Source organism: Treponema peruense (assembly GCF_016117655.1).
Taxonomy (GTDB): Bacteria; Spirochaetota; Spirochaetia; order Treponematales; family Treponemataceae; genus Treponema_D; species Treponema_D peruense.
On sequence record NZ_CP064936.1, the window covers coordinates 475,137 to 497,932 of the forward strand.

The window sequence follows — 22,796 nt, forward strand, 5'->3', positions numbered from 1 at the left end:
TTATTCAAGTCTGAGTCTTGCAGCTCTTGCGTGTGCGGCAAGTCCTTCTGCATCACCAAGATAACCTGCAGCGCGTGCAGATTTTTTTGCACCTTCAAGTTTATTGTCTGTTCTGAGGGTCGTTACGGTCTTAAGGAACATCCTTACAGAAAGTCCGCCTGTGAATCTTGCGCTTCCTGATGTTGGCAGAGTGTGGTTGAGTCCTGCAGAATAGTCTCCGAAAACTTCTGCTGCCCCGTGTCCTATAAAAAGAGAACCGTAATTGTGCACGAGTGAAACAACTCTGTCTCTTTCGCTTCCTTCATCCATTGCAATTTCAAGGTGTTCCGGGGCTTTTCTGTTTGCAAGTTCAGCGGCCTGTTCAAGGGACTGTGCGATGATTATTCTTCCGCAGGTGTCTATACTTTGTCTTGCAGTATTTTTTGTAGAAAGAGTTTCGATCTGTTTTTCTATTTCTTCTGCCGTGCGTTCTGCCAGAACTTTGTCTGTTGTAACCATAACCGGCTGGGCAACAACATCGTGTTCGGCCTGTGCAAGAAGGTCTGCTGCAAGCCATTTTGGATCGGCACTTGAGTCAGCAATAATGAAAACTTCTGTTGGTCCTGCAATCATGTCAATTCCTACTGTTCCGTACACAAGCTTTTTTGCTTCTGCAACGAATTTATTGCCCGGTCCTACAATAACGTCTGTACGCGGAATAGACTGTGTACCGAAAGCCATAGCGGCAATTGCCTGACTTCCACCGCAGGCGTATGCTTTTGTTACACCGCAGATGTAGGCCGCTGCCATTATGTTTTCATCGGCGTACGGTTTTCCGCCAACGTATGCATTTCCCGGTGTTCCCCTGCCTTCTGCATTTTTTTTGTCATCAGGGTGAACCCTCGGCGGTGTACACAGAATTATTTCTTTTACACCTGCTGCAGCGGCCGGTGTTACGGTCATGACTACTGTAGATACAAGCGGGAATCTTCCTGCCGGAACATAAACGCCTGCCTTTTCTACTGGAATATTTTTCTGTCCTGTAAAAACGCCGCTTTCAAGTTCAGTTTCAAAATCTGTAAAACATTCCTTCTGTTTTTTTGCAAACTTCAAAGCCATGTCGTGAGAGTAGCAGAGTGATTCATAAAGTTCAGGCTCGTTTTTTTTCATCTTTTCTGCAGCGGCTTTAAGTTCCTCCTGCGGAATAAGAAATGATGCCGGAGCCGATACGTCAAATTTTTCACTGTATTCATGCAGTGCAGAATCTCCGGACTGGCGCACATTGTTGAGTACTGTACGGACAGTGTCTATTGAGTCGCCAAAATCGCGGCCGTTAAAAAAGGAATCTTCAACCTGATCTGCACTTTGTATCTTAATCATAAAATATCTCCTGAAATTGCCGCTATTCTTTGTGTCTTCTGTCCAGTTCGTCGTAGACATCTTTCCAGGAAACACCTTCCTTGTACATAAGAACGCTTACAAAATAAAGAAGGTCTGCGGCTTCCCAGATTACATCTGCCTTTGTTTCGGCTTCGTCGGTAAGTTCTTCTGCTTCTTCCATAACCTTTTCGCGCACGCGCTTGTCGTTGAGTGTTGCCGTGTAACTTCCCGGCCTTGGGTTTGCAAATCTGTCTGCGATTGTAGAATAAAGGCGCTCCATGCTGCTCTTTGCGTCGGGGTCAGAACCAAAGCAGGTAAAGCTTCCCGTATGACATGCGCCTCCGTGCGGAATTACAGTTGCAAGAATTGTGTCTCTGTCGCAGTCTGCACGAAGTTTCTGTACTTCAAGAAAGTGTCCGCTTGTTTCGCCCTTTGTCCAGAGAACGTTTCTTGTTCTGCTGAAGAAAGTAAGTTTTCCGGTGTCAAAGGTTTTGTTGAGGGCTTCTTTGTTTGAATAACCCAGCATCAGTACTTCGCCGTCAGTGCTCTGTGCAATAACAGGAATCATTCCGCCGGTTTTGTTCCAGTCCAGGCATGCTGTAAAGCTGTCTTTAAGACTTACGGCACCTGTATAGAGGGCCATTCCAAGCTGAACGTCACAGCCGATTTTTTCGAGTTCTGCAATCTGTTCTATGGTATTTACACCGCCGGCTGCAACTACGCGGCATTTTACTGCTGCCCTGAGAGCGCGGCACATGTCCATGTCTGTTCCCTGCATGCAACCTTCTTTTTCTACGCAGGTAAACAGAAGTTCGCTGGCATATTTTTCTGCCTGAACGGCTCCTTCAATAAGCGGAATGCCCGAAGTTTCTGTCCAGCCTTTGAGAGCAATGTTTCCGTTTATGGCATCTACAGAAATAATAATTCTCTGGCGGCCGATTGCCTTTGAAAGTTCTTCAAGAAATTCAGTGTTGAGAACACATTCACCAGGTTTTGGGTTTGGTTTCCAGGCTGCAGAACCTATAATTACTTTTTCTGCTCCGAGTGAAACAAGCTGTTTTGCTTTTTTTACGTCACGGATTCCGCCGCCGACACGAACGTTTCCCTTTCTTAAAAGAGATTTCAAAAGTTCAGTATTGGCAGTGTTGCCTTTTTCGTCTGTATGTCGCATTGCTGCGTCAAGGTCAATTATTGCTACTTCTCCGTATCTGTTGAATTCAGTTATGAGGTTTTCTGCATCATCACGCTGTAGAACCAAGTCTTTTCCGTTCTTTAACTGGACAACGTGTCCGTCCTTTAAGTCTATAGAAGAAATTACCATGCAAAGATTGTAGCAAATATTGCCATTATTTACAATAATATACAAAAAGTTGTAGAATAAGGCGCATGTCACTTTTGGAAATTAACAGCGTTGAATATAAATATCCCCAGTCCTCAAAAAAGGCACTTGATAACGTAAGCCTTTGTGTGGAACGGGGTGAATACATTGCAGTACTCGGCTCAAACGGTTCAGGAAAAAGCACTATGGCCCGTCTTATGGCAGGTTTTTTCAAGCCGGACTCGGGTACTGTAAGCCTTCAGAAAGATGTACTTCCCGGAATTGTATTTCAGCAGCCCAAAGAGCAGATTGTAGCCGGAATTGTAGAACGTGATACGGCGTTTGGTCCGCAGAATCTTTCAATGACAAAGGGCGAAATTGAACTCAGGACAATAGAGTGTCTTTCTGTAGTTGGACTTGCAGACAGGGCTTCTTCCAGAACTTTTGAACTTTCACTCGGTCAGACGCAGCGTCTTGCCTTCAGCGGAATTCTGGCTCTTTTTCCTGACCTGCTTATTCTTGATGAAGTTACGGCAATGCTGGACCCGGCTTCAAGAAATGAACTTGTTGAATTCATAGACCGCTGGAATAAAAAAGGGCATACCGTTATTCACGTAACACACGACGAAGATGAAGCCCTTCATGCAAAGCGCATAATTGTAATGGAAAGCGGGCGTATTGTTTTTGACGGTTTGCGCGAAGAATTTATGGCCAGTCCACATGTAATAGAGAGTGTTTTTGGAAAAGATGAAGTTTTGCCAGAAAAAAAAGTTTCTTCTTCAGAGGAATCACTTTGCGTAAAAGATCTTTCATTCGGCTACCCTGAGCGAAAAATATTCAGCGGCCTTAACCTTTGTCTCAAAAAAGGAACGCTTACGGCTCTTACCGGACCAAGCGGCTGCGGAAAATCTACGCTTTTTGAGTGCCTGGCAGGTCTTAAAACTCCACAAAGCGGAACTGTCAGCGCAGTTTCAAGGCCGGTGCTGGCCCTTCAGGAAAGTGAGGCCGCTCTTTTTGAACCGTGCGCCGCCGATGATGTTGCGTTTGGTCCTTTGAATGACGGGCTTTCGGGAAAAGAACTTCTTGAGCGTGTCAAAGAGTCCATGCAGCTTGCAGGAATTCCGTACGAAGATTTTGGTGACAGGGCAACTTTTTCTTTAAGCGGCGGTGAAAAGCGAAAGCTTTCTCTGGCGGGAATTATTGCTTTGGACAGGGATATACTTATTTTTGACGAACCGACTGCGGCGCTTGATCCTTTGTCAAGAAAAAATGTCCTTCGTACAATGAAAGAACTGGCCTCACGCGGAAAAACCGTCCTTTTCAGCACGCACCGTTTTGAAGAAGCACTGTATGCCGACGAAAGCATAGCGTGGCAGGATCTTCTGGGCGGAACAGCTGCTTCTGAAGGCCGTGAACCTTCCGGAACAAAACATCAGGACAGTCCGGAAAGTGCAGGCGTAAATGAAACCGCTCCGGAACAGAAAAAACTTTCGGTACAAATGCCGCTTACAAATTCAAAGATGATAGAAAGTATTGGAAAAACCGCTGCAGCTTTTATGGCTCCGGCAAAAATTCCGCATTCTGCAGTGAGCGTACTTCCTGCGGCACTTAAATTCATTCTTTTTGCGGCAATTCTCTGTGTTTCGGTACTGGTATATTCACCTGCGGCCGGAATCTGCATGCTGGGCGTGAACATACTTTATGCTGTTCTTGCAAAGTATCCGATTAAAAAAGCTGCCGGTGCCTTTGTAAAACTTTTTCCGTGGCTGCTTCTTTTTATAGTTTTCGGAATGTTCTTTTACCCGACGCTGCCCGATGACAAAGTTATTTTTTCATGTGGAATATTTACTCTTTCGACAGGTCGTCTTGCCATGACAGGACGTACTTTTTTACGTGCTGCCTGCGCACTTATTTCTGCCGGAACATTTCTTTTTACAACTTCCGAGCGCGAAATTATGGACGGACTTACGGTTTTATTAAAGCCACTTTCTGTCGTAAAAATTCCGGTAAGGTATTTTGTTCTTGTAACCGGCATTATATTCCGCTTTGTGCCCATGCTTCTTGACGAATTCTGCGGAATTATAAAGACACAGCTTGTACGCGGCGCTTTCGGTGAAGCAAGGGGTCTTTCGAAACTCAAAATTCTTGTTCCGCTTTTTGTACCCCTTATTTTGCAGACTTTCAGAAAGGCGCATTATCTTGCCGACGCTCTGACTGCCCGTTATTTTTCATAAACGTTCTGAAAATTCTATTGACAAATAAGGTATTCTTATTTTACAATTTACGGGTAAAGTTAACTTTTAAACACAATATCAAAAGGGGAGTAGTTCCTCTCTGGAATCAACAGCCGGTTCTTTTCAGAATCTGGTTCCGGGGCTTCGCAAGAAGAAACAAGACCTTTTGCTTGAAGACAAATGCTCTTGCATTTTTTTTCAGGTGAAAGGTCTTTTTTTATGGAAAACTTTCTGTAAGGTGGTAAAAAAATGGAACAGCTTAAATGGGTTGTGCTTGCAATTGCAGTCGTTATGTATGCGCTCGTAATTGCATTTCAGAAGAAAAAAGTCTGGTTCACTTCAATAGCAGCCATACTTGTAATTATTCTGGGAATGATTTTTCCGGGTGGAATTTTCAGTATTCCCGAAGACATACTTGCGCTTGAGGGTTCGGCTCCTGCGCACATGTATTCGCTTGTCCATGCCTTTTTGGACATAATCAACTGGAACGTTATTCTTATTTATCTTGGCAGTATGATAATTGCCGCTCTCTTTATCTATTCCAAAGTTCCCGTTAAAATCGCCGATGCAATTGTAAGTGGCTGCAAAAATACCGGAATTGCGATGGTTGCTATTCTTGCCATGACCGGAATAATTTCTATCTTTGTAGAAAACGTTGCAACTGTTCTTGTAATGGCTCCCATTGCGCTTGCTTTGTGCAAAAAATTAAAGATAGACCCGACTTTCTTTATGATAGGACTTGCTGTAATGAGTAACCTTGAAGGAACTGCAACTCTGGTTGGTGACCCGCCGTCAATGATTTTTGCAAGTTACGCAGGTTACAGCTTCAACGACTTCTTTGTACACCAGAATACACTTTCAATATTCTTTATTGTTCAGACAGGAATGCTTGCAGGATGTATTTTCTTCTACTGCTTCTTTGCTAAAAACGGAAAAAACAAAATCGAAAGCGAGGGAGAACCTGTTGTATCCTGGGTACCGCTTGTACTTCTTCTTCTGATGATTTTTGGTCTTGCCGGTGTTTCTTTTATTCATACAAGCTTTGAATACACGAGCGGAATTCTTGTTGCAATTCTTGGACTCATAGGATTACTCTGGTACAAGTTCGTGCAGAAAAAATCCGCAGATGATGTACGCACTATGGTAAAAGAGCTTGACTGGGAAACAATTTTCTTCCTGCTGGGAATTTTTGTTGTCATAGGCGGAATCCGTGAAACAGGACTTCTTAACGACTTTGCGGTCTTCCTTGCGGGAATTACCGGCGGTTCAAAACTGCTCGGCTTTGTAATAATACTTGTTGTTTCTATCGTTATAAGCGGCTTTGTTGACAACGTTCCCTATATTATAGCCATGCTTCCTGTAGCAGAAAGTATGGCCAAAACTATGGAACTTAAGCCCGAACTCTTTATGTTTGCTCTTCTGGTTGGAAGCTGCCTCGGCGGAAACCTTACCCCGTTCGGAGCAAGTGCAAATATTGTAGCAATGGGAATTGTAAAGAAAGAAGGCTATCCCATGAAGTTCAGCGGATGGCTTAAAGTCGGTGTTCCGTTTACTTTGATTACTACAACGGCTGCGGCTCTTCTTCTGTGGGTTCTGTGGTCTTAGTCTGAATTATGGATTGCTTCAGGCAGAAATAGAAACTACTGTTCCTGCCTGGGGCAAGAGTCCGGTAAGCCCGTAATTGTTTGCGGCTGTTCCGGCTGCCACGGCATTTTTTATCTGCTGCTGGTAAGTTTTGATAAGTTCGTCTTTCTGCGCGTCTGTCATCTGTCCAATATCTTCCTTCGACAGCGTATCCTTTTTTTTCATTGCCACAAGCTGGTTTATGAGCGTGTTTAGAATACGCACTCTGTTTATGGGAACACCGTTCTGTCCTGAAGAAGCCGCTGTTCCGCGCACATAGTCAAACTGTGAATAAATAACGGCACTGGGCTTAACCGGAACAAACAGCGTTCCTGATGAGCTTGAAAAGAGATTTTTGTAAGATGCTGCATTAAGTGTAAGTCCGTTTGAATACATACGCTTCCTCATTCATATTATCGGAAAATAAAGCGTATGTTTTAGTAAAATCAGCGGATTCTGCTAGAAAAATTGCTTTGTCCAGTCGGAAATTCTTTCCTGAAGTGTTGCCGGCTCTTTCTGCGAGTCGGTGTTTGTTGTTTCTGTCAGATACGGAATAATTACGTTTGCCTTCAGGTTGTTCCAGCTGTGCGGAAGAATTTTTGGCATGGACAGATATTCCTCTGAAGGAAGATTTCCCAAAAGCTGTCTGTAAAAATTGGGATAATATTTTTCGTTGACAACCTTCAGCGAAGAAAATCCGCCTGCGATTCCAAAGTTTACGGTATCCAGCTTCATGTTTTCTGTGCGTTCAATAAGCTGCTTCTGGGTTCCTTCGTTGATAAGCCATGCAATGAATTCTTCGGCTTTTGATGTGTTTTTTGAATGTTTGTAAAGTCCAATAGAAACAATGTCATCTTCAACCGGAATTGTTCCGTCCTGTTCAATCCAGCGGAATGTAAGCCCTGCTGACTGTGTGCCTGTAAGCGTAAAAAATTCATCGCTCGGAATATAAACGAACAGACAGCGGTCGGTTGTAACCTGTCTGTACTTTGGCATGTAAAGGTATCTGAACTGGAAGTTCTGTTCCGAAGTAGTGTTTGTGTTTTTTTCTGAAGTCCAGTCTTTTATTTTCTGAATGGAACTCTGGAGGGCTTCGTCGTTCCATGTAAAGCTGTTTCCTTTTTCCATGTAGCCTGTGCCGTTAAGTTTTGTTACAAGATAAAGGAATTCTGTGTCCCACGAAGGTGCGTAACCCATTGAACTGTAGGCACCGGATTTGTATGTTTTGTTGAAGTTTCCCGCAAGGTCTCGTATCTGGTCAATGTTAAGAAGATGGTTTGTTTTTATAAGTTCTTCATCTTTTTTGTTAAATACAATTGCCGGCAGATTGAAACTGAGCGGAATAAGATACTGTTTTTCGTTGATTACGCCGTAATCTATTATCTTGGAATAAAAGGATGCGCGTGATATGGATTTTTCCTGAATAAGATAATCCAGCGGGGTAAAATATTTTCTTGTTCCTGAATTTTTGAGAAAAGGTGCAATCAGAATGTCTGGCTGAACTTCATCCTTTGCAGGCGGAAGTGAATGTGCCGGATCTTCCTTGTAAATGACAACGGCTTTTTCATTGTCATGTGAAAGATTGAAAAGTTCTACGTAAGAGACAATTTCGGGATTGTCAGTCCAGATGACAACGGGATCAGTTCTTTTGGAACATGAAACCGTTGTCACAAGAACTGAAGCTGCAGCAAACACCGCTGCAGTTCTTTTTATAAAATCAATTGCGGGCAAGTTCGTCCGCCGTTTCGTAAATGGCCTGGTAAACAATATCTATTTTATCCTCTTCCAAACTGGAGAATGCCACGCGCAATGTGCGGCTGTCAATTGATATTGTACCGATTCCGCGCTCTTTTAGCAACTTCTGGCGCAGAGTCTCTGCATTGACTTTTTTTGTGTCAAAGGCCATGAAGTAACCCGAGTTGAACGGCAGCGGAGTTATGTTTTCGCTTGTGTGGGTTGTCGTAAACTTTTTTACAAGTGCATAGCGTTTTTCAAGTACAGCGCGGAATTCTGCCTTTTCTTTTTCTACCTGAGCCGGATTCTGGAAAGCTTTGAGCAAAAGTGACTGTGGCGGGGTAGAAGAACATGAAACAGACGAGCGGATTGCTGCCATGAGTTTTTTTACAAGGGCATCGTACTGCTCTTCTGTAAGTCCCTTGCAGCCGAATGTAATGAAACCGCAGCGGAATCCCCAGGCGAAATCTTCTTTTGTGGGACCGTCAATTTTTGCTGCAAGAACATTCGGGCTCAAATCGCACAGGTGTGCAAAGAGAGACTGACTTTCGATGTCTTTTTCGTAGTTAAGGCCAAAATAAGCATCATCGCACCAGACCATTACTTTTGTTCCGGCGTCGGCCAGACTCTTTATAATGGAAACAATCTGTGCAGTTTCTGCAGAAGTTGGGCTGTATCCTGACGGGTTCTGCGGAAAGTTAAGGAGTACTCTTACAGAACCGGACTTTGCCTGTTCGCGCAGAACTTTTTCAAGTCCTGGAATGTTGAATTTTCCGTCTGCAAACATCGGAAACTGTACAAATTCTGCATTGCGTCTTGCGTTTGCGATAAGAACATAATTGTCCCACGAAGGGTCGGCCGCTACAAGAGGCTTTGTTTCGTCAAGAAAGAGATCTGCAAGGTATGAAATTCCTGCTGTAAGTCCTGGAACAACTACCGGAAGGGAGAATGACTTTCCTTCAAGCGACGGATTCTTTTTTATAAGAGCCTGTTTCCACAGTTCGCGCAGATCAGGGTTTCCGGCTGTAGGTGCATATGCAACAAGTTCCCTTGATGAAAGGTCGGGAATATATTTTTTTACTGAAGGAAGCATTACGGGTGTTCCGTCTATAACGGTCATTCCGATTGTTCCGTTCGCGGTTTTGCCGAGCTTTTTTGCTTCACCGCTCTGTGCAATAATTCCCTTGGGGAAATAGAGTCTTGTTCCTACATCTGAAAGAAGGACTCCTGGTGTAGTTCCTTTTAGCGTTTCGTTTAATTCTTGTGCCAATGCGTTTATCATGATAATTACAGTATCTTGAAATTGAAGTTGAATGTCAATAAATTTACTGTATATTTATGCATTTTCAGCCTGTTTTCATACATTCAGGGCTGTATTCAATTTAAGAAAAACTTTTCTTAAAATAAGCATAAAAGTTTGCAGTTTTACATACGGAATTATATGCAGATTGAAATATAATTGAATAATTTATATAATTTGCATACTATGAACAGAATAATTACAAAAGCAGAAATAGATGAGTGTGCGGAATATGTCAAAATCTGCCGTACAGAAGTTGCCAAACGTGTTGTAGGACAGTCAGAGGCTGTCGACGGAATTCTTGCGGCTCTTATTGCAGGCGGACATGTTCTTCTTGAAGGCGTGCCGGGTCTTGCAAAGACTCTTGCCGTAAGAACTTTTGCAGATGTTTCTGGACTTGAGTTCAAGCGCATTCAGTTTACACCGGATCTTCTTCCTGCAGACGTAAGCGGAACTTTGATTTACGAGCCGGGAAGCGGGCGCTTTAATGTACGCAAAGGTCCTGTTTTTGCAAACCTCGTTCTGGCAGATGAAATAAACCGTGCGCCCGCGAAAGTTCAGTCTGCGCTTCTTGAGGCAATGGCCGAACACCAGGTTACAATCGGTGAAACTACATACAACCTTCCGAACCCATTTTTTGTTCTGGCTACACAAAATCCAATAGAGCAGGAAGGAACATACAATCTTCCCGAGGCTGAACTTGACCGCTTTTTAATGAAGATTGTGCTTTCTTATCCTTCTCCCGAAGAAGAAATTTCCATTGTGCGTTCCAACGGATGTGCTGCAGATATTCCGGTCAGAAAAGTGTTTTCTGCTGATTCCCTTGAAAAATGCCGCAGTGCCGTAGATGCAGTTACTGCAGATGACAAAATACTTGCCTACATTGTTTCTATTGTAAATGTAACGCGTCCTGAGTCAGAAAAACGTGATGTGAAAAAACTTTCTGTTTCTGCTGCTGTACGCAAAAATGATATTCAGCATTATATTTCTTTCGGTGCTTCTCCGCGTGCAGGAATAGCCCTTCTTAAGTGTGCGCGTGTTCAGGCTTTGTTTGCTGGCCGCAGTTTTGTTCTGCCCGAAGATGTTCAGGCTGTGGCTACCCGTGTTCTGAGACACAGACTTGTGCTTAACTACGAGGCTTCTGCTGACGGTGTTGGCGCCGATGAGCTTATTGCAAAAATCATTGACCTGATGCCGGTTCCGTAAGAGAAAGCTAATGAACCGAAAAAATCTATCAAAGAGGGCAGAACTTCTTCATCTTAGTTCGGTTTCTCTTGCAGAAGGAATGCGCAACGGTACTTTCCGCTCTTTGTACAGAGGTACCGGTGTTGAATTCAGCGGAGTGCGCGAGTATCTTGCAGGCGATGATGTAAGGGCAATAGACTGGAACGTTACTGCAAGAATGGGAAAACCTTTTGTAAAAATATTTGACGAAGAAAAGGAACTCGATGTCTTTCTTGTTGCAGATAAATCCTTTTCCATGGACACAGGTTCCGGAATCCAGTCCCGCCTTGAAACTGCAATGGAATGTGCCTCTCTAATTACGCTTGCTTCCCTTCATAACGGAAGTCCTGTAGGTGCCGTTACTTTTGACGGTCGCATCGATTTTTCATGTCCGCCAAAGTCCGGTAAAAACAACGCAATGATGATGCTTTCACACTTTGAAAAAGGCGCATCTGATTTTTCAAGCCGCATAAACGGTTCGGCACTGGACAGCGCTCTTTCGGGTGCGTGCAGGCTTTTGAAAAAGCGTACCCTTGTAATAGTTATTTCTGACTTTCGTGTAGACGGCTGGCAGGATTCTTTTGCAAGGCTAGCCCATCATAATGACGTTGTTGCAATCAGAATTACTGATTCCGCAGATGAAAAACTTCCGCAGGTAGGTTCTGTTCCTTTTATTGATCCCGAAACAGGAGCCGCGTGCATTCTTCCTACTTCTTCTGCAAAATTTGCAAGAGCCTGGCAGGAAAATTACGAAGCAAAAACTGAAGAGTGGAAAAAAAACTGTTTGAGACACGGTGCTGTTCCGCTTTCAATAAGCACGACAAAAGATCCTGCCGGAGAACTTATTAAATTTTTTACGGCAAGGGAACGGTATTGAATATGAAGCGTGCTGCTGTTTTTTTTATTCTTTCTGTTTTTTCATTGTTCAGTGCGGTGTCCCAGAGTGCAAATTCAGATTTGGACTCAATAAGCCAGGTAATGGTTCCGAGAGATGTTTTTATTGGTGACAGCGGACAGATTCAGTATTCGTTCAGAAGTCCTGTAGATTTGTTTGCAATTGCACCGGAGTCAAAAAAAGATGCTGATGTTCTTGAGTTGAATTTAACTGCAGATGATTTTGTAACCGACCCGGAATCATGTACTGTAACGCGTGCAGTTCTTACACGTAACGGAGTGAACTACAATCTTTGCATAACAATAATTCCGTGGAAGGTAGGCGGAATAGAATTCAAAACTTTTGACCTTGCATCCTTTTGTTCTGCCGCGGGTGAAAGTTCCGGCAAAAATACTGGGGTTCAGGCTGCTTTTCCCATAACGCTTTCTTCGGTAACAATAGCTTCACTTTCTGAAAAGCTTCAGGTTTTTTCAATGAAAGAGCCGCTTTCTCCGGTGTCGCTTCCGGGAACAAATTACGCGGTTTGGGGAGCCGGAGTTTTAATTCTTCTTATTCTTATAGGAATTTGTTTTGTTCTTGCAAGACTTTCTTCAATAATTGAATTTGTTTCTAATCTTAAAGAACGTTTCGGAATGTACAGGAATTTATGCTTTGCAAAAAAAAGTTTAAAGTCCCTTCTTCGCAAAAAAATAGATGACTGCGAATTTGCAAAAAGATGTCAGAATATTTTTCGTACCTATCTTGAAAAAAGATTCTGCAGTTCTTTTGCTTCTGTTCCTGCCGCACGTATTGTTTCACGCATTTCTTCGCTGACAGGAAATTCATTGTCCGGCAAAGAGAGTGAAACTTTGGAAAAATTAAGCGCACTTTTTTTGCGTACAGATTACATTCGCTATGCCGCCGGTTCAATAGATTCCATGCTTCTTCCTGCAGAGGAACACAAGGCAGAATTTATTGACGGTGAAAAAAAATCTCTGATAGAAATGTCACTGAACATTCTTGACGGACTTGAGTGCGGTACAACGGAGGGTAAGTGATGTTTGGCTTTGACAACCCTGCAGCTTTCTTTCTGCTGCTTTTTATTCCGGTAATTTATTTTTTGCGTTATCTGAAAATCCTTTCGGGAATTTATTTTCCTCTTAATCTTGGTGACTGGAACGGCCGAAGTTTTTTGTGGAACAAAGGCTTCAGAAAAATTCTTTCGGCAACAGTGCGCGTGTTTGTCATGGCAGCTTACGTTCTTCTTGTGACAGCCCTTGCAGATCCTGTTATGAGAATTACCGAAAAAGTTTATACTTCGCGCGGCTCGGATATTGTTTTTGTAGTTGATGTAAGTCCTTCAATGGCTGCGAGGGATATTGGTTCGGGACAAAGACTTGATGCCGCAAAAGCCGCAATAAAACAGATTGCAGCTTCAAACAGCGGTGACAGTTTTGGTCTTGTAGAAATGGCTCAGACTGCTGCACTTGTTGTTCCGCCTACAATGGACAGAAAAAGTTTTTTTTCAAGACTTGACTCACTTGCCGTTGGAGAACTTGGTGACGGAACAGCAATTGGAACAGGATTGAGTTGTGCTGTTTATCATCTTGAAAATTCTTCTTCACCAAAAAAAAGTATCGTCCTGATGACCGACGGTGAAAATAATTCCGGGTCTGTTCATCCTCATACTGCCGCAAAATTTGCTGCGTCAAAAGGAATATCACTTTATGTACTTGGAATAGGAAAGAGGGGAACTGTTCCGCTTGAATATTCTGATCCCAAAACAGGACACGTTTATTCGGGATATCTGGAATCTGAATTTGATGGAACATCCCTTTCAAAAATTGCAGCAGAAGGCGAAGGAAAATATTTTGAAATTGATTCAATGCAGTCCCTTTCGCAGTCTGTTTCTTCTGTAAGTAAAAATGAAAATGTCGTTCAGACTTACTTTATTAAAAATAACGACAGAAAACTCTATTTTAATTTTATTGTAGCAGCCGCAGTTTTGTGTCTTCTTGCGTGGATTTTAAGAAGACTTTTTCTGCAGGAGGTTTTATGAATTTCGGAATAGAAAGACCGTGGATTTTTCTGTCACTTCCCCTGGTTTTTGCTGCTCTGGTTTTTACTCTCAAAAGATATAAGTTGCTTGAAAAAACACTGACTGAACGCAATGCAGTTCAAAAAGGTTCAACTCAGTTTGGAAGATTAAAACGCTGTTTTTATGCGCGTACTTACTGCCGGCTTGCAAGTGTTTTGTTTGCAGTAGCAGCGGCAGCAGGAATTTCGTGGGGACTTAATGTTGTTCCGGTGCAGAGAAGCGGACGTTCTGTTTCTATGGTTTTCGATATTTCTTACAGTATGGAAACTCCCGATGCTCCGGGTGGAATGACAAGACTTAAAGCCGCCGCAGATTATGCAGAAAAGCTGATTGAAAAACTTGACGGAACAAAAATTTCTGTTGTGCTTGCAAAGGGTGACGGAGTTATTGCCCTTCCTTTGACTGAAGACATGCAGGCTGTTGTTACACTTTTGGAAAATTTGTCACCGCAGTTAATGACAGCTGCAGGAACAAGCCTTGGTTCCGGAATAAAAGCAGCAGTCACTTCTTTTCCTGCGCAGTCTTCTGACGCAAACTTTGTCTGGCTTTTTACAGACGGCGATGAAACTGACGGAACTTTGTCTTCTGCTTTGTTTGAATGTGCAGAATACGGAATTCCCGTAACAATAATCGGATTCGGTTCAGAACGAGAAAGTGAAATTCTTGCCGGTGACGGTAAAACACGTGTGCGTACTGCCTTGCGTTCTGCTTCTCTTGAAAAAACACTGGAAGCTGCAAAAAGAAAAATTTCAGGGGGAAAACATTCAGATGAACTTCCTTCAATGGAATACATAGATGCTTCTGAGATGAGTTCTGCATGGAAACTTTTGGACAGTCTGAGTCTTGAAAACCGCAATGCCGTTGTGTCGTACGAAGTGCAGCGTGTAGAAAGAAGCAGTCTTTTTATTCTGCTGTCTGTTCTTCTGTTTGTTGCTTCTGTTATTGCCGGAGAATTCGATGTTAAATTCAGCCGGTTAAAAGCAGCTTCTGTTGTGGCGTTATGTTTTATGCTTACCGGTTGTTCTGAAAGATTCAATGACGGTCTTCTTATTTTAAAAGGCAAAATTGCATGGAACGGAAAAAATTACCAGCAGGCCGTGGCAGATTTTCTTACGGCTGCAGAAAATGCTTCTGAACGCAAAGACGATCTGGTTTATAATCATGCTGTCTGCAACCTTGCCACAACTTATCTGATGCAGGATGAAAATTCAGCGGCAATGGCGCGTTTTTCAATGATTTCAGATTCAGCACCGGACAATGTAAAATTTTCAGTTTATTATAATTCTGGCATAATCGAACACCGCAACGGAAATTATAAAAAAGCTTCTGATTATTTCAGAAAGGCTTTGGAAATTGACAGTACCAGCACTGATGCAAAAATAAATCTGGAACTTTCACTGAAAGAAGATGTTTCACAGCCGGCAGAAAATGTCCAGAATATGGTTCCTGTTTCTGAAAACTCACGCGAGCAGACTTTGGAAAATGAGTTGTATTCAATTATCAAGGAGAATGAACAAAGACAATGGAAAAACCAGCAGCAGAATTCCGAAAGTTCTTCCGCAGATTACTGATTTTATTTTTAACAGTTGTAACCTGTACAGAACTGTTTGCAAAATCACCGTCATGGGAATATATTCGTTCGCTCAGATTCAAAAAGGCACAGAAATATACATTTACCCAGTCCGACAGTTCGTTTTATCTTGATATAAAAGATGTGCGTCCCGAAAATGTACAGGTTTCTGTAAATGCACTTCCCGAAGGTGTCAGTTTTATTTCGTCAAAAAAAGAATTTCTCATGCCTTCAGAAGAAAACGGAGGCGACTTTGAAACAGGAACACATCTTGTTATGTGGTTTAAATTTTCAAAGACCGGACATTACAGAATACGCCCCGTCGATGTTGTTGTAAACGGAATTTATTACCGCATTCCGTTCGAGACAGTAGAAGTTTTTGAAAATCCCAAATTTATTGAGCCTGAACTTTCTGTCAGATTCGACACAGAAGGAATTCCGCAGAATGCAAAAAGAATTTCCCTTGCAGCCGGAACCCATGTTGTGTTTACTGTTTATGTAAAATATGCAGTAAGGATTCTTGACTTCAGCTGGAACATTCCCGAAGATTCTGTGTTTACTGAAGTTGTGCGCTACAATACTGATGCAATCAATGAAAAGGGTGCAAATGAATTTTCTACAAAAGAATATCCTGTCGCGACTTTTGACTGGCAGCCTCTTGTAGACGGAAATTATTCCCTTCCGCAGGTTTTTGTTGCAGCTACAGCCTACAGCGGAATACGTTTTGATCTGGCTCTTCCTGGAATTGAATTCAAAATTCAGCCTGCCGCTCCTTCAGATAAAAATATTCCTGAAGAAAAAGACAGTGCCTTTGCTTATGCATTTGCCGAGCCGCCAAAAAATACAACCGCTGTAAAAACAGATACCGGTTCTGAAAAAAATATTGAATCACTTCTGGCACTGTATAAAAGGGAAAGAAATGAGTTTCCCCTGTTTTCTGACGCGTACAATCAGCGTCGGCATCTTGAAGTAGAAATGGGACTTAATCCGCCGGGACGCCAGCTTAACAAATCTCTGCTTGTTATTCTTGGCATTGCAGCTGTTCTTCTTCTTGCTGTGTCTGTTGTTTTACTTGTGCTAAGAAAAATTCCTGCGGGCGCGGCTCTTATGTGCGTGTTTGTTCTGCAGGCTGTCGCTTTTTTGATTTATGGATATGGCTTTTCAAAAAAAACTGCTCTGTATAAAGGAGGTGAATTTCTTTCAATCCCCGAAGAAAACGCTCCACGCGGTGTTCCAGTTGCGGCAGGCGCCCTTGTGAATATCAGAACCAGGGCAGGTAAATGGCTTTTGGTAAACAGAGGCGACACTTTTGGCTGGGTTCCCGAAGATGACCTCTTTTTGATACAATATTGACAGGGTTAAAAAACGCAAGGCAGGTTAAATAAAATGAATTTCGGTGATATTTTGAATCAGTGGGATAATTCGCAGGTACAAAAAAAGCCTGTTCAGAAAGGGCCTCAGGTTTCGCACAAAAAAGCAAATGCTCCGACTGCCGAAGAAAAAGCAGCAGCAAAACAGGGCTACACTTACGAACAAATAATGGAAGCCGACTCAAAGCGCCGTGCCAACCCCATGGATGTCTGGCTTAACCGTTACGGAACCGTAGACAAGGACAAAATTGCAGATGATGCAGCGCAGTCAGAAAAGATGCACAGCCTTGAGTATTTGAAAAGTCTCAGGCCAGAAGCAGTGCTTGACCTTCACCAGTTGACGCGCGATGAAGCGTGGGAACGCCTGTCAGGTTTTGTAACGGACTGCTGCAGAAGGAATTTGCATAAAATACTTATTATCCACGGAAAAGGAAACCACAGCCATGGAAGTGACCCTGTTTTGGGACCAATGGTAAAGACTTTTATAGAACAGGACAGGCGTCTTGGAACTTCTGGGCATCCTGACCGCAATAATGGAGGAAACGGAGCAACCTGGGTAATTATTAAAAATTGATTTTAAAAAAATTAATTTAAACTTGTAATTATTCGGCTGTTTGGTTATTTTTATTTACAGGAAGCAAATGGAAGATTTATACAATACTCTCGGAATACAAAAAACTGCTACGGCAGAAGAAATAAAAAAAGCGTATAGAAATCTTGCCTTTAAGTATCATCCCGACAGAAACCAGGGTGATCCTTCGGCAGAAGAAAAATTCAAAAAAATCAACGAAGCCTATTCGGTACTGGGTGATGAGTCAAAGCGCCGCCAGTATGATATGTACGGCTCCCAGTCTGCACAAAATCCGTATTCTTCTTCTGGATACAGTGCCTCTTACGGTGCCGGACAACAGAATGCATCTTCTTACGGTTATTCAGGGGATCCTTTCTGGGATTTCTTCAATGACGCACAGACAGGCGCACAACGCAATGAACAGCCGCGCTACACTTACACATACACTTCCAGAAAGACAGAAGCGCCTACTGGAAGAAAAGCATGGCCTTTGTTCTTCAAGAGCCTGTTCCAGATGGCAATATCGGGTTTGGCTTTTGTAACAGTGGGATATTATTTTTTCCTGTTAAGAATAATCTGTATAATAGGATTTTTCAGAGGGGCTGTAGATATGGTTAATTCCCTCATGCTGGTATTCAAGGCCGGTCAAAAGCACCGCGCATAAGGCGATTGGCTTTTAACATACGGCTTAAGGAAGTAAAATTAGCGCTCGCGGAAAATAATACGTCCGCGGTTAAGATCATACGGTGACAGTTCAATTTTTACGCTGTCGCCCGGAACGATTCTTATGTAATGCTTGCGCATTTTTCCGCTCAGGTGTGCGAGTATTACGTGCTGGTTTTTAAGTTCAACACGGAACATTGTATTGGGAAGAGCTTCCTTAACAATACCTTCGACTTCAATAGCTTCGTCTTTATTAGCCACAATTCCTCCAACGAATTCATTTGCCTTTTTGGGAATTTATTCGTATACTAGTTAATACATTTTTGGTATTTTCCAGAAATGTTGTTATGGTATAGTGTATTCTATGAATCCGTATCTGGTTTTAGAGATTTTCTATATTATGTACAAAACTTAAAAAACTGTCAACAAGGGGTAAATTATGAAAAAAGACTTTCCTGACAAACAAAAAAAGAAGCTTATTTCGCAGAGAAACGAGATACTGGACGCTCTTGCAGGCCGCAACGAACAGCTTACAAAGCTTGTAGAAACAGTAGAGTCCGGTGATGATGCCGATATCGCTTCTGATGCAATAGACAGAACACTTTTGAATTCTCTCGGAGAGGCAGACCAGAGACGTCTTCTTATGATTGACCGCGCTTTGGACAGAATCCGCCAGGGAACATACGGAATGTGTCTTACCTGCGGAAATCCTATTCCCGAAGCAAGACTTGAAGCAATTCCTTATGCTGCTCTTTGCGTAGAGTGCCAGTCAAAGGAAGAGCGTCGCAACCGCTAGGTTTATATCTTCTGAAACTTAAGTTCGCCGGGTACAAGGTACGAAAGTTCTGTGTATCCGGCTTTTTTTGCATATGTTGCTGCTTCGTCAAATGCATAATCAAGAAAGTCAGGACTGTGTGCATCGGAACAGAGTATAATTGGAACGCCTTCTTCGTGCAAAAGTTCAAGAAAGTACGGTGACGGGTACGGTGTGTTCATATAGCCGCGTGCCATTCCGCCTGTATTGATTTCTGCACAGGCACCTGCTTTTAAAATGGCCTTTGCAGTTGCCTTGAGTTCCCTTTTGTACCACAATTCATTTTCGTCAAAAAAACGGCTTTTTGAATTCTGCTTTCGAATAAGATCTGCATGTCCTATGATAGAAAAGTTTCCTTTCTGAAGCATTTCTCGTTCAAGAGCAAAGTATTTTTGGACTGCAAGTTTTGTGTTTCCCTTTAAAAGAGATGCAACCTGCTGCCTGACCTGGTCCGGGTTTCCGTCGGCTTCAAAAAAACCGTCTTTGCACGGAATAAAATGTACAGAGCCTATAAGATAGTCGGGATTGAATTCTTTGTAGCAATCAAAATCGGGTGAGCATACTCCAGGAATATAGTCGGCCTCAAAACCAAGCATTATCTGCATTTTTGAAGCGTACAGTTTTTTAAGCCTTTCTATTTCTGCACAATAAGCGGAATGTTCCCTTGAAGCAATATGCCAGTCGCTCGAAAAAGGATACATCGAGTGGCCGCTGAAGCCAAGAATATCAAATTTTTTTTCAAAGGCAATGCGTGCAGTTTCTTCAGGAGAAGCCTTTCCGTCGCAGAATGTTGTGTGGGTGTGGTAATTGCATTTCATAGTGATGATTTCCATTTTTCTACAATATCTGTAAGCCTCAGAAAGTCCAGCGCAAATTCGGTGCGTGTAGCTTCAAATTCAACCATGTTTTTTTCTGAAATACTTTTCTGCATTTTTTGCGAATAAGAAGAAAATTTGTTTGCACTTACACTCATGCTGCTTCCTTTGAGAGTGTGAAGATACAGTTCAATTGTCTGAAAGTCGGGGTATTGTTTGGCAACTTCTTCCTTTAATTTGACAAGAATTGACCGCGTCTGGTCCATGTATTCGTCCATGACAGAAACCGAAAGTTCCGGGTCGTTGCCGGTTGTGTCCATAAAGTCAACGACATCCCATAGTTTTGACGCCATGTTGTAAACAGAAACAAGTGAAAGAATATCATTTTTGTCCTGAAATGTAAGAAGTGAATTCCACTTTTCTATTGTCTGCTGAATCTGATCTTTTTTGAACGGCTTTATAAGAATATCGTTGATTCCGATTTCTTTGTAGGAGTCAAAAATTGAAGGGTCGTTGTTTGCAGTGCAGGCGACGATTATTCCGCGGTAACCTTTTTTTCGTATTTCTACAGTTGCATCAAGACCGTTTTTTCTTGGCATGAGGATGTCCATAAAAATCATGTCTATTTCGGGATGGCGCTCTGTCTGTTCTACCGCTTCTATTCCGTCTTCGGCAAGGAAAATTTCTGCACCAAAGCGCTCGACAAATGTCTGCAAAAGTTTGCGGTTTACGGGATGGTCTTCTGCAATAAGAATGACAAGGCCTTTTGCAATTTTGGGGAAGGGTTGTGAACCGAACTGTTCCTGCGCCGTGTGAATTTGCATTGAGTTTTCGTGCGACAGAATATTTTTAAGCTGTTCCCTTTTTATGGGCTTCCTGATTACTCCTGAAAAAAATCCGCGTATTCCCGGAATGGAACGTGTTTCATTTGTACCTTCCGGAACCATCAGAAGGAATTCTGCATTGCGCAGATGTGGTGAGCACGAAAGATTGTTTGCAAGAAGTGCAGACTCTTCATCTGACTCGGGCAAAACAGAAAGTGCCGTGCTGAATTTTACATCGTTGTATTTTGCTTCGCTAAGAATGTGTTCTGCTTCGCTGCAGTTTTTTGCGCATACAACCATTCCTTGCGTGAGAACTGAAAGTTTTCTTGCCAGAGCCTTTCTTGCAAGTGCGCTCGATTCAATTACGAAAATATTGTCTTTGAGAGAAGGCGTTTTCTGTTCATCTGTCTGTGTAATTTCGGCACTTTCAAAAGGAACAGAAAACCAGAAGTTTGAACCTCCGCTCGGATTCTGAAGTACACCGATTGTTCCGCCCATCATTTTGACAAGGTTGTGGCATATTGCAAGGCCAAGTCCTGTACCGTAAGAGCGCCGCGCTGTACTGGAGTCTATCTGATAAAATTCATTGAAAACAAGATTCTGCTTTTCTTTTGGAATTCCTATTCCGCTGTCAATTATTTCAAAAAGAGCTTTTGCTTTGTTTACAGAAACTCTTACAAGAATAAAACCTTTTTCGGTAAACTTTACGGCATTTTTTACAAGATTCAGAATTACCTGTTGGATTCTTACGGGATCACCCATTATTGACGATGGAAGGGCTGGATCAATGTCTGTAATTACTTCGAGCCCTTTTTTAAAGGCTTCCATGCAGACTGTGTCAACAACGCGTTCTGTCAAAGTTGCCGCGTCATAGGGAATGCATTCCAGTTTAAAACTGCTGGTCTGCATTTTTGTAAAGTCAAGAACATCATTTGCCAGCTGAAGAAGTGCGTTCGCGCTTAATTCAATCTGCCTGGTGTATTCTGTCTGTTCTGTGTTCAGGGATGTTGCTTCCAGAAGTTCTGCAGAACTTATTATAGTCTGAATAGGTGTTCGTATTTCGTGCAGTGTGCTTGCAAGAAGTCGGCTTCCTGCTTCTATAGAATTTATATCCATAAAATAATTTGATTACGAAGCCGACGAATGCAGGACCTTAACAGCCCGCCTCAAAATTTCTTCAGGCTTTTTGGGTTTTTCTATAAAGTCTTTTGCGCCAAGACTCATTGCCTGGAAAATCATTTCGCGCTGTGTTGCCTGTGAATAGATGATGACCGGTGTCATAACATTGTGTTTCTGCAGTGTGCGTAGAATGCTCAGGCCGTCCATGTCGTTTATATAAAGATCCAGAATTATAAGATCAAATTTCTGTCCTGAAATAATTGCCTTTACAAATTCCGTGCCGTTCTGGTAAAGCGAGCAGTCACCGCTGATTGCAGAAAATGTACTCTGAAGAATCTTGCGTACAATAACATCGTCGTCAACAATTGCAATTTTAAGCAGGTTTCCGGTAGAAGCAGAAGTATCTTTTGTCTGTTCACCGAATCTGATTTCTGCACCGCCGTCATCTGTTCCTTTTTCTGACATAAGAATTTTGTCCGAAACAAAGTCAGTAATATTTGTTCCCGAAGAACGGCTTCCGTCAACCAGTGAATTGAGTATATGCTGCAGGTTGTGGGCCACTTCTATTCCGTGGTACTGCGGGTGCCCTTCTATAAGGTCTGCGACAAAATCATCGAGTGAAAGAACTTTTATATTCCGTTTGCTCAGGCGCTCATCGGCCGTAATGTTGTCAAACAGAAGTTCCAAGTTTGCGCCGTCAACAAAACTCAACTGAAGATTAGTGAGCATAAGGATTACTTTGGGATTGACAAGTTTGTGCAGCGTAATTATTTCTGAAATTTTGTATTTGATTAAAAAAAGTTTTTCCCTGTTGAGTCCGCGTGCTATTTCTACGAAAATAAGGTTTCCGTTAATGTGAATGTCAAGAATACATGGCGTTTCATCAAATGAAAAACTCTGTCTTAAAATTGAACCAATTGCTTCAAAGAAAACATCAAAGCGGATTGGCTTTGTGAAATATTTTACGACGCCGTATTCTACAAGAGTGGCGGCTTTTGAACGTTCAATTGTTGGTCCAATAAGAATAACCGGTTTGCGTCGTGCATTTGGATCATTACGTTTTTTTTCAAGAAGATCCATAATATCTGAATTCAGGCTGTCGTTTGCTTCAATTATAATTAACGATGGAAGCATTGTGATTATTTTAGTGTATGCATCCCTGTTTCCTGTTGCATTTTCCAGGTGAACCTGTTCTTCGGCAAGTTTTTCCTTGAGAAATTCACGGAACAGATGGGAGCCGTCTATCAGAAGAACTTCTTTCATATGTACATACTACTTTATTAAGG

Annotated in this window: 20 protein-coding genes; 11 read left to right on the top strand and 9 right to left on the bottom strand. The window is 42.4% G+C overall.

The features are described 5' to 3' along the window. Together hisD and hisIE are read right to left on the bottom strand one after the other, a co-directional pair. Positions 1 to 1,359: a histidinol dehydrogenase gene (hisD, locus tag IWA51_RS02375; protein ID WP_198443006.1), complete on the bottom strand. Its 1,359-nt coding sequence runs from the start codon at positions 1,357 to 1,359 to the stop codon at positions 1 to 3. A gap of 22 nt (positions 1,360 to 1,381) precedes the next feature. Beyond that, on the bottom strand, positions 1,382 to 2,680 hold the full coding sequence (gene hisIE, locus IWA51_RS02380; protein WP_177527246.1) for a bifunctional phosphoribosyl-AMP cyclohydrolase/phosphoribosyl-ATP diphosphatase HisIE: 1,299 nt from the start codon (positions 2,678 to 2,680) through the stop codon (positions 1,382 to 1,384). A gap of 65 nt (positions 2,681 to 2,745) precedes the next feature. Here hisIE and IWA51_RS02385 point away from each other — a divergent pair, with 65 nt between their 5' ends. Both IWA51_RS02385 and IWA51_RS02390 read left to right on the top strand, forming a co-directional pair. After that, the gene (locus tag IWA51_RS02385; protein WP_198443007.1) at positions 2,746 to 4,911 is read left to right on the top strand and encodes an ATP-binding cassette domain-containing protein; all 2,166 of its coding nucleotides are present in this window, start codon (positions 2,746 to 2,748) and stop codon (positions 4,909 to 4,911) included. A 249-nt stretch (positions 4,912 to 5,160) separates the two neighbouring features. Then, positions 5,161 to 6,516, top strand: a complete 1,356-nt coding sequence (locus tag IWA51_RS02390) for an ArsB/NhaD family transporter (protein ID WP_198443008.1) — start codon at positions 5,161 to 5,163, stop codon at positions 6,514 to 6,516. An 18-nt stretch (positions 6,517 to 6,534) separates the two neighbouring features. Here IWA51_RS02390 and IWA51_RS02395 read toward each other — a convergent pair whose 3' ends face one another. The 3 genes from IWA51_RS02395 to IWA51_RS02405 all read right to left on the bottom strand — a co-directional run bounded on the left by IWA51_RS02395 (position 6,535) and on the right by IWA51_RS02405 (position 9,550). Beyond that, complete coding sequence (locus IWA51_RS02395; protein WP_198443009.1) at positions 6,535 to 6,930, bottom strand: hypothetical protein; 396 nt, start codon at positions 6,928 to 6,930, stop codon at positions 6,535 to 6,537. A 63-nt stretch (positions 6,931 to 6,993) separates the two neighbouring features. Further along, on the bottom strand, positions 6,994 to 8,265 hold the full coding sequence (locus IWA51_RS02400) for a hypothetical protein (RefSeq protein ID WP_198443010.1): 1,272 nt from the start codon (positions 8,263 to 8,265) through the stop codon (positions 6,994 to 6,996). Beyond that, positions 8,252 to 9,550 carry an aminotransferase class I/II-fold pyridoxal phosphate-dependent enzyme gene (locus IWA51_RS02405; RefSeq protein ID WP_177527241.1) on the bottom strand — a complete coding sequence of 433 codons (1,299 nt, stop codon included), beginning with the start codon at positions 9,548 to 9,550 and terminating at the stop codon, positions 8,252 to 8,254. Before IWA51_RS02405 ends, IWA51_RS02400 begins: the two co-directional genes overlap by 14 nt. Before the next feature lie 204 nt (positions 9,551 to 9,754). Between IWA51_RS02405 and IWA51_RS02410 the strand changes: the two genes are divergently transcribed. The 8 genes from IWA51_RS02410 to IWA51_RS12840 all read left to right on the top strand — a co-directional run bounded on the left by IWA51_RS02410 (position 9,755) and on the right by IWA51_RS12840 (position 17,939). Further along, a complete protein-coding gene (locus tag IWA51_RS02410) occupies positions 9,755 to 10,774 on the top strand; it encodes an AAA family ATPase (protein WP_198443011.1) in 1,020 nt (339 codons plus the stop codon). 10 nt (positions 10,775 to 10,784) lie between these two features. Further along, positions 10,785 to 11,669, top strand: coding sequence for a DUF58 domain-containing protein (locus IWA51_RS02415; protein WP_177527239.1), 885 nt, complete (start codon positions 10,785 to 10,787; stop codon positions 11,667 to 11,669). Positions 11,670 to 11,671: 2 nt separating this feature from the next. Then, positions 11,672 to 12,724 (top strand): hypothetical protein, encoded by a 1,053-nt coding sequence (locus IWA51_RS02420; protein ID WP_215905260.1) that lies wholly within the window; start codon positions 11,672 to 11,674, stop codon positions 12,722 to 12,724. Then, positions 12,724 to 13,725: a VWA domain-containing protein gene (locus IWA51_RS02425; RefSeq protein ID WP_177527237.1), complete on the top strand. Its 1,002-nt coding sequence runs from the start codon at positions 12,724 to 12,726 to the stop codon at positions 13,723 to 13,725. Before IWA51_RS02420 ends, IWA51_RS02425 begins: the two co-directional genes overlap by 1 nt. Then, entirely contained in the window at positions 13,722 to 15,335 is a 1,614-nt protein-coding gene (locus IWA51_RS02430; RefSeq protein WP_198443013.1) for a vWA domain-containing protein, read from the top strand. Before IWA51_RS02425 ends, IWA51_RS02430 begins: the two co-directional genes overlap by 4 nt. Continuing rightward, positions 15,287 to 16,687, top strand: a complete 1,401-nt coding sequence (locus IWA51_RS02435) for a hypothetical protein (protein WP_198443014.1) — start codon at positions 15,287 to 15,289, stop codon at positions 16,685 to 16,687. Before IWA51_RS02430 ends, IWA51_RS02435 begins: the two co-directional genes overlap by 49 nt. 33 nt (positions 16,688 to 16,720) lie before the next feature. Then, positions 16,721 to 17,278, top strand: a complete 558-nt coding sequence (locus tag IWA51_RS02440; protein WP_177527234.1) for a Smr/MutS family protein — start codon at positions 16,721 to 16,723, stop codon at positions 17,276 to 17,278. Between the two features lie 67 nt (positions 17,279 to 17,345). After that, positions 17,346 to 17,939 (top strand): J domain-containing protein, encoded by a 594-nt coding sequence (locus IWA51_RS12840; RefSeq protein ID WP_198443015.1) that lies wholly within the window; start codon positions 17,346 to 17,348, stop codon positions 17,937 to 17,939. A gap of 38 nt (positions 17,940 to 17,977) precedes the next feature. Here the strand turns inward: IWA51_RS12840 and infA are convergent, their stop codons facing one another. Further along, positions 17,978 to 18,199, bottom strand: coding sequence for a translation initiation factor IF-1 (infA, locus tag IWA51_RS02450; protein ID WP_177527232.1), 222 nt, complete (start codon positions 18,197 to 18,199; stop codon positions 17,978 to 17,980). A gap of 178 nt (positions 18,200 to 18,377) precedes the next feature. Between infA and IWA51_RS02455 the strand changes: the two genes are divergently transcribed. Then, a complete protein-coding gene (locus IWA51_RS02455; protein WP_177527231.1) occupies positions 18,378 to 18,734 on the top strand; it encodes a TraR/DksA family transcriptional regulator in 357 nt (118 codons plus the stop codon). Between the two features lie 2 nt (positions 18,735 to 18,736). Here IWA51_RS02455 and IWA51_RS02460 read toward each other — a convergent pair whose 3' ends face one another. Genes IWA51_RS02460 through IWA51_RS02470 form a run of 3 tightly spaced genes read right to left on the bottom strand, consistent with a single transcriptional unit; the run spans position 18,737 to position 22,773 of the window. Continuing rightward, positions 18,737 to 19,585 carry a histidinol-phosphatase gene (locus tag IWA51_RS02460; protein ID WP_230402694.1) on the bottom strand — a complete coding sequence of 283 codons (849 nt, stop codon included), beginning with the start codon at positions 19,583 to 19,585 and terminating at the stop codon, positions 18,737 to 18,739. Beyond that, positions 19,567 to 21,507, bottom strand: coding sequence for an ATP-binding protein (locus IWA51_RS02465; protein ID WP_198443016.1), 1,941 nt, complete (start codon positions 21,505 to 21,507; stop codon positions 19,567 to 19,569). Before IWA51_RS02465 ends, IWA51_RS02460 begins: the two co-directional genes overlap by 19 nt. A gap of 12 nt (positions 21,508 to 21,519) precedes the next feature. Further along, positions 21,520 to 22,773 (bottom strand): response regulator, encoded by a 1,254-nt coding sequence (locus IWA51_RS02470; protein ID WP_198443017.1) that lies wholly within the window; start codon positions 22,771 to 22,773, stop codon positions 21,520 to 21,522. Between the last annotated feature and the right edge of the window lie 23 nt (positions 22,774 to 22,796).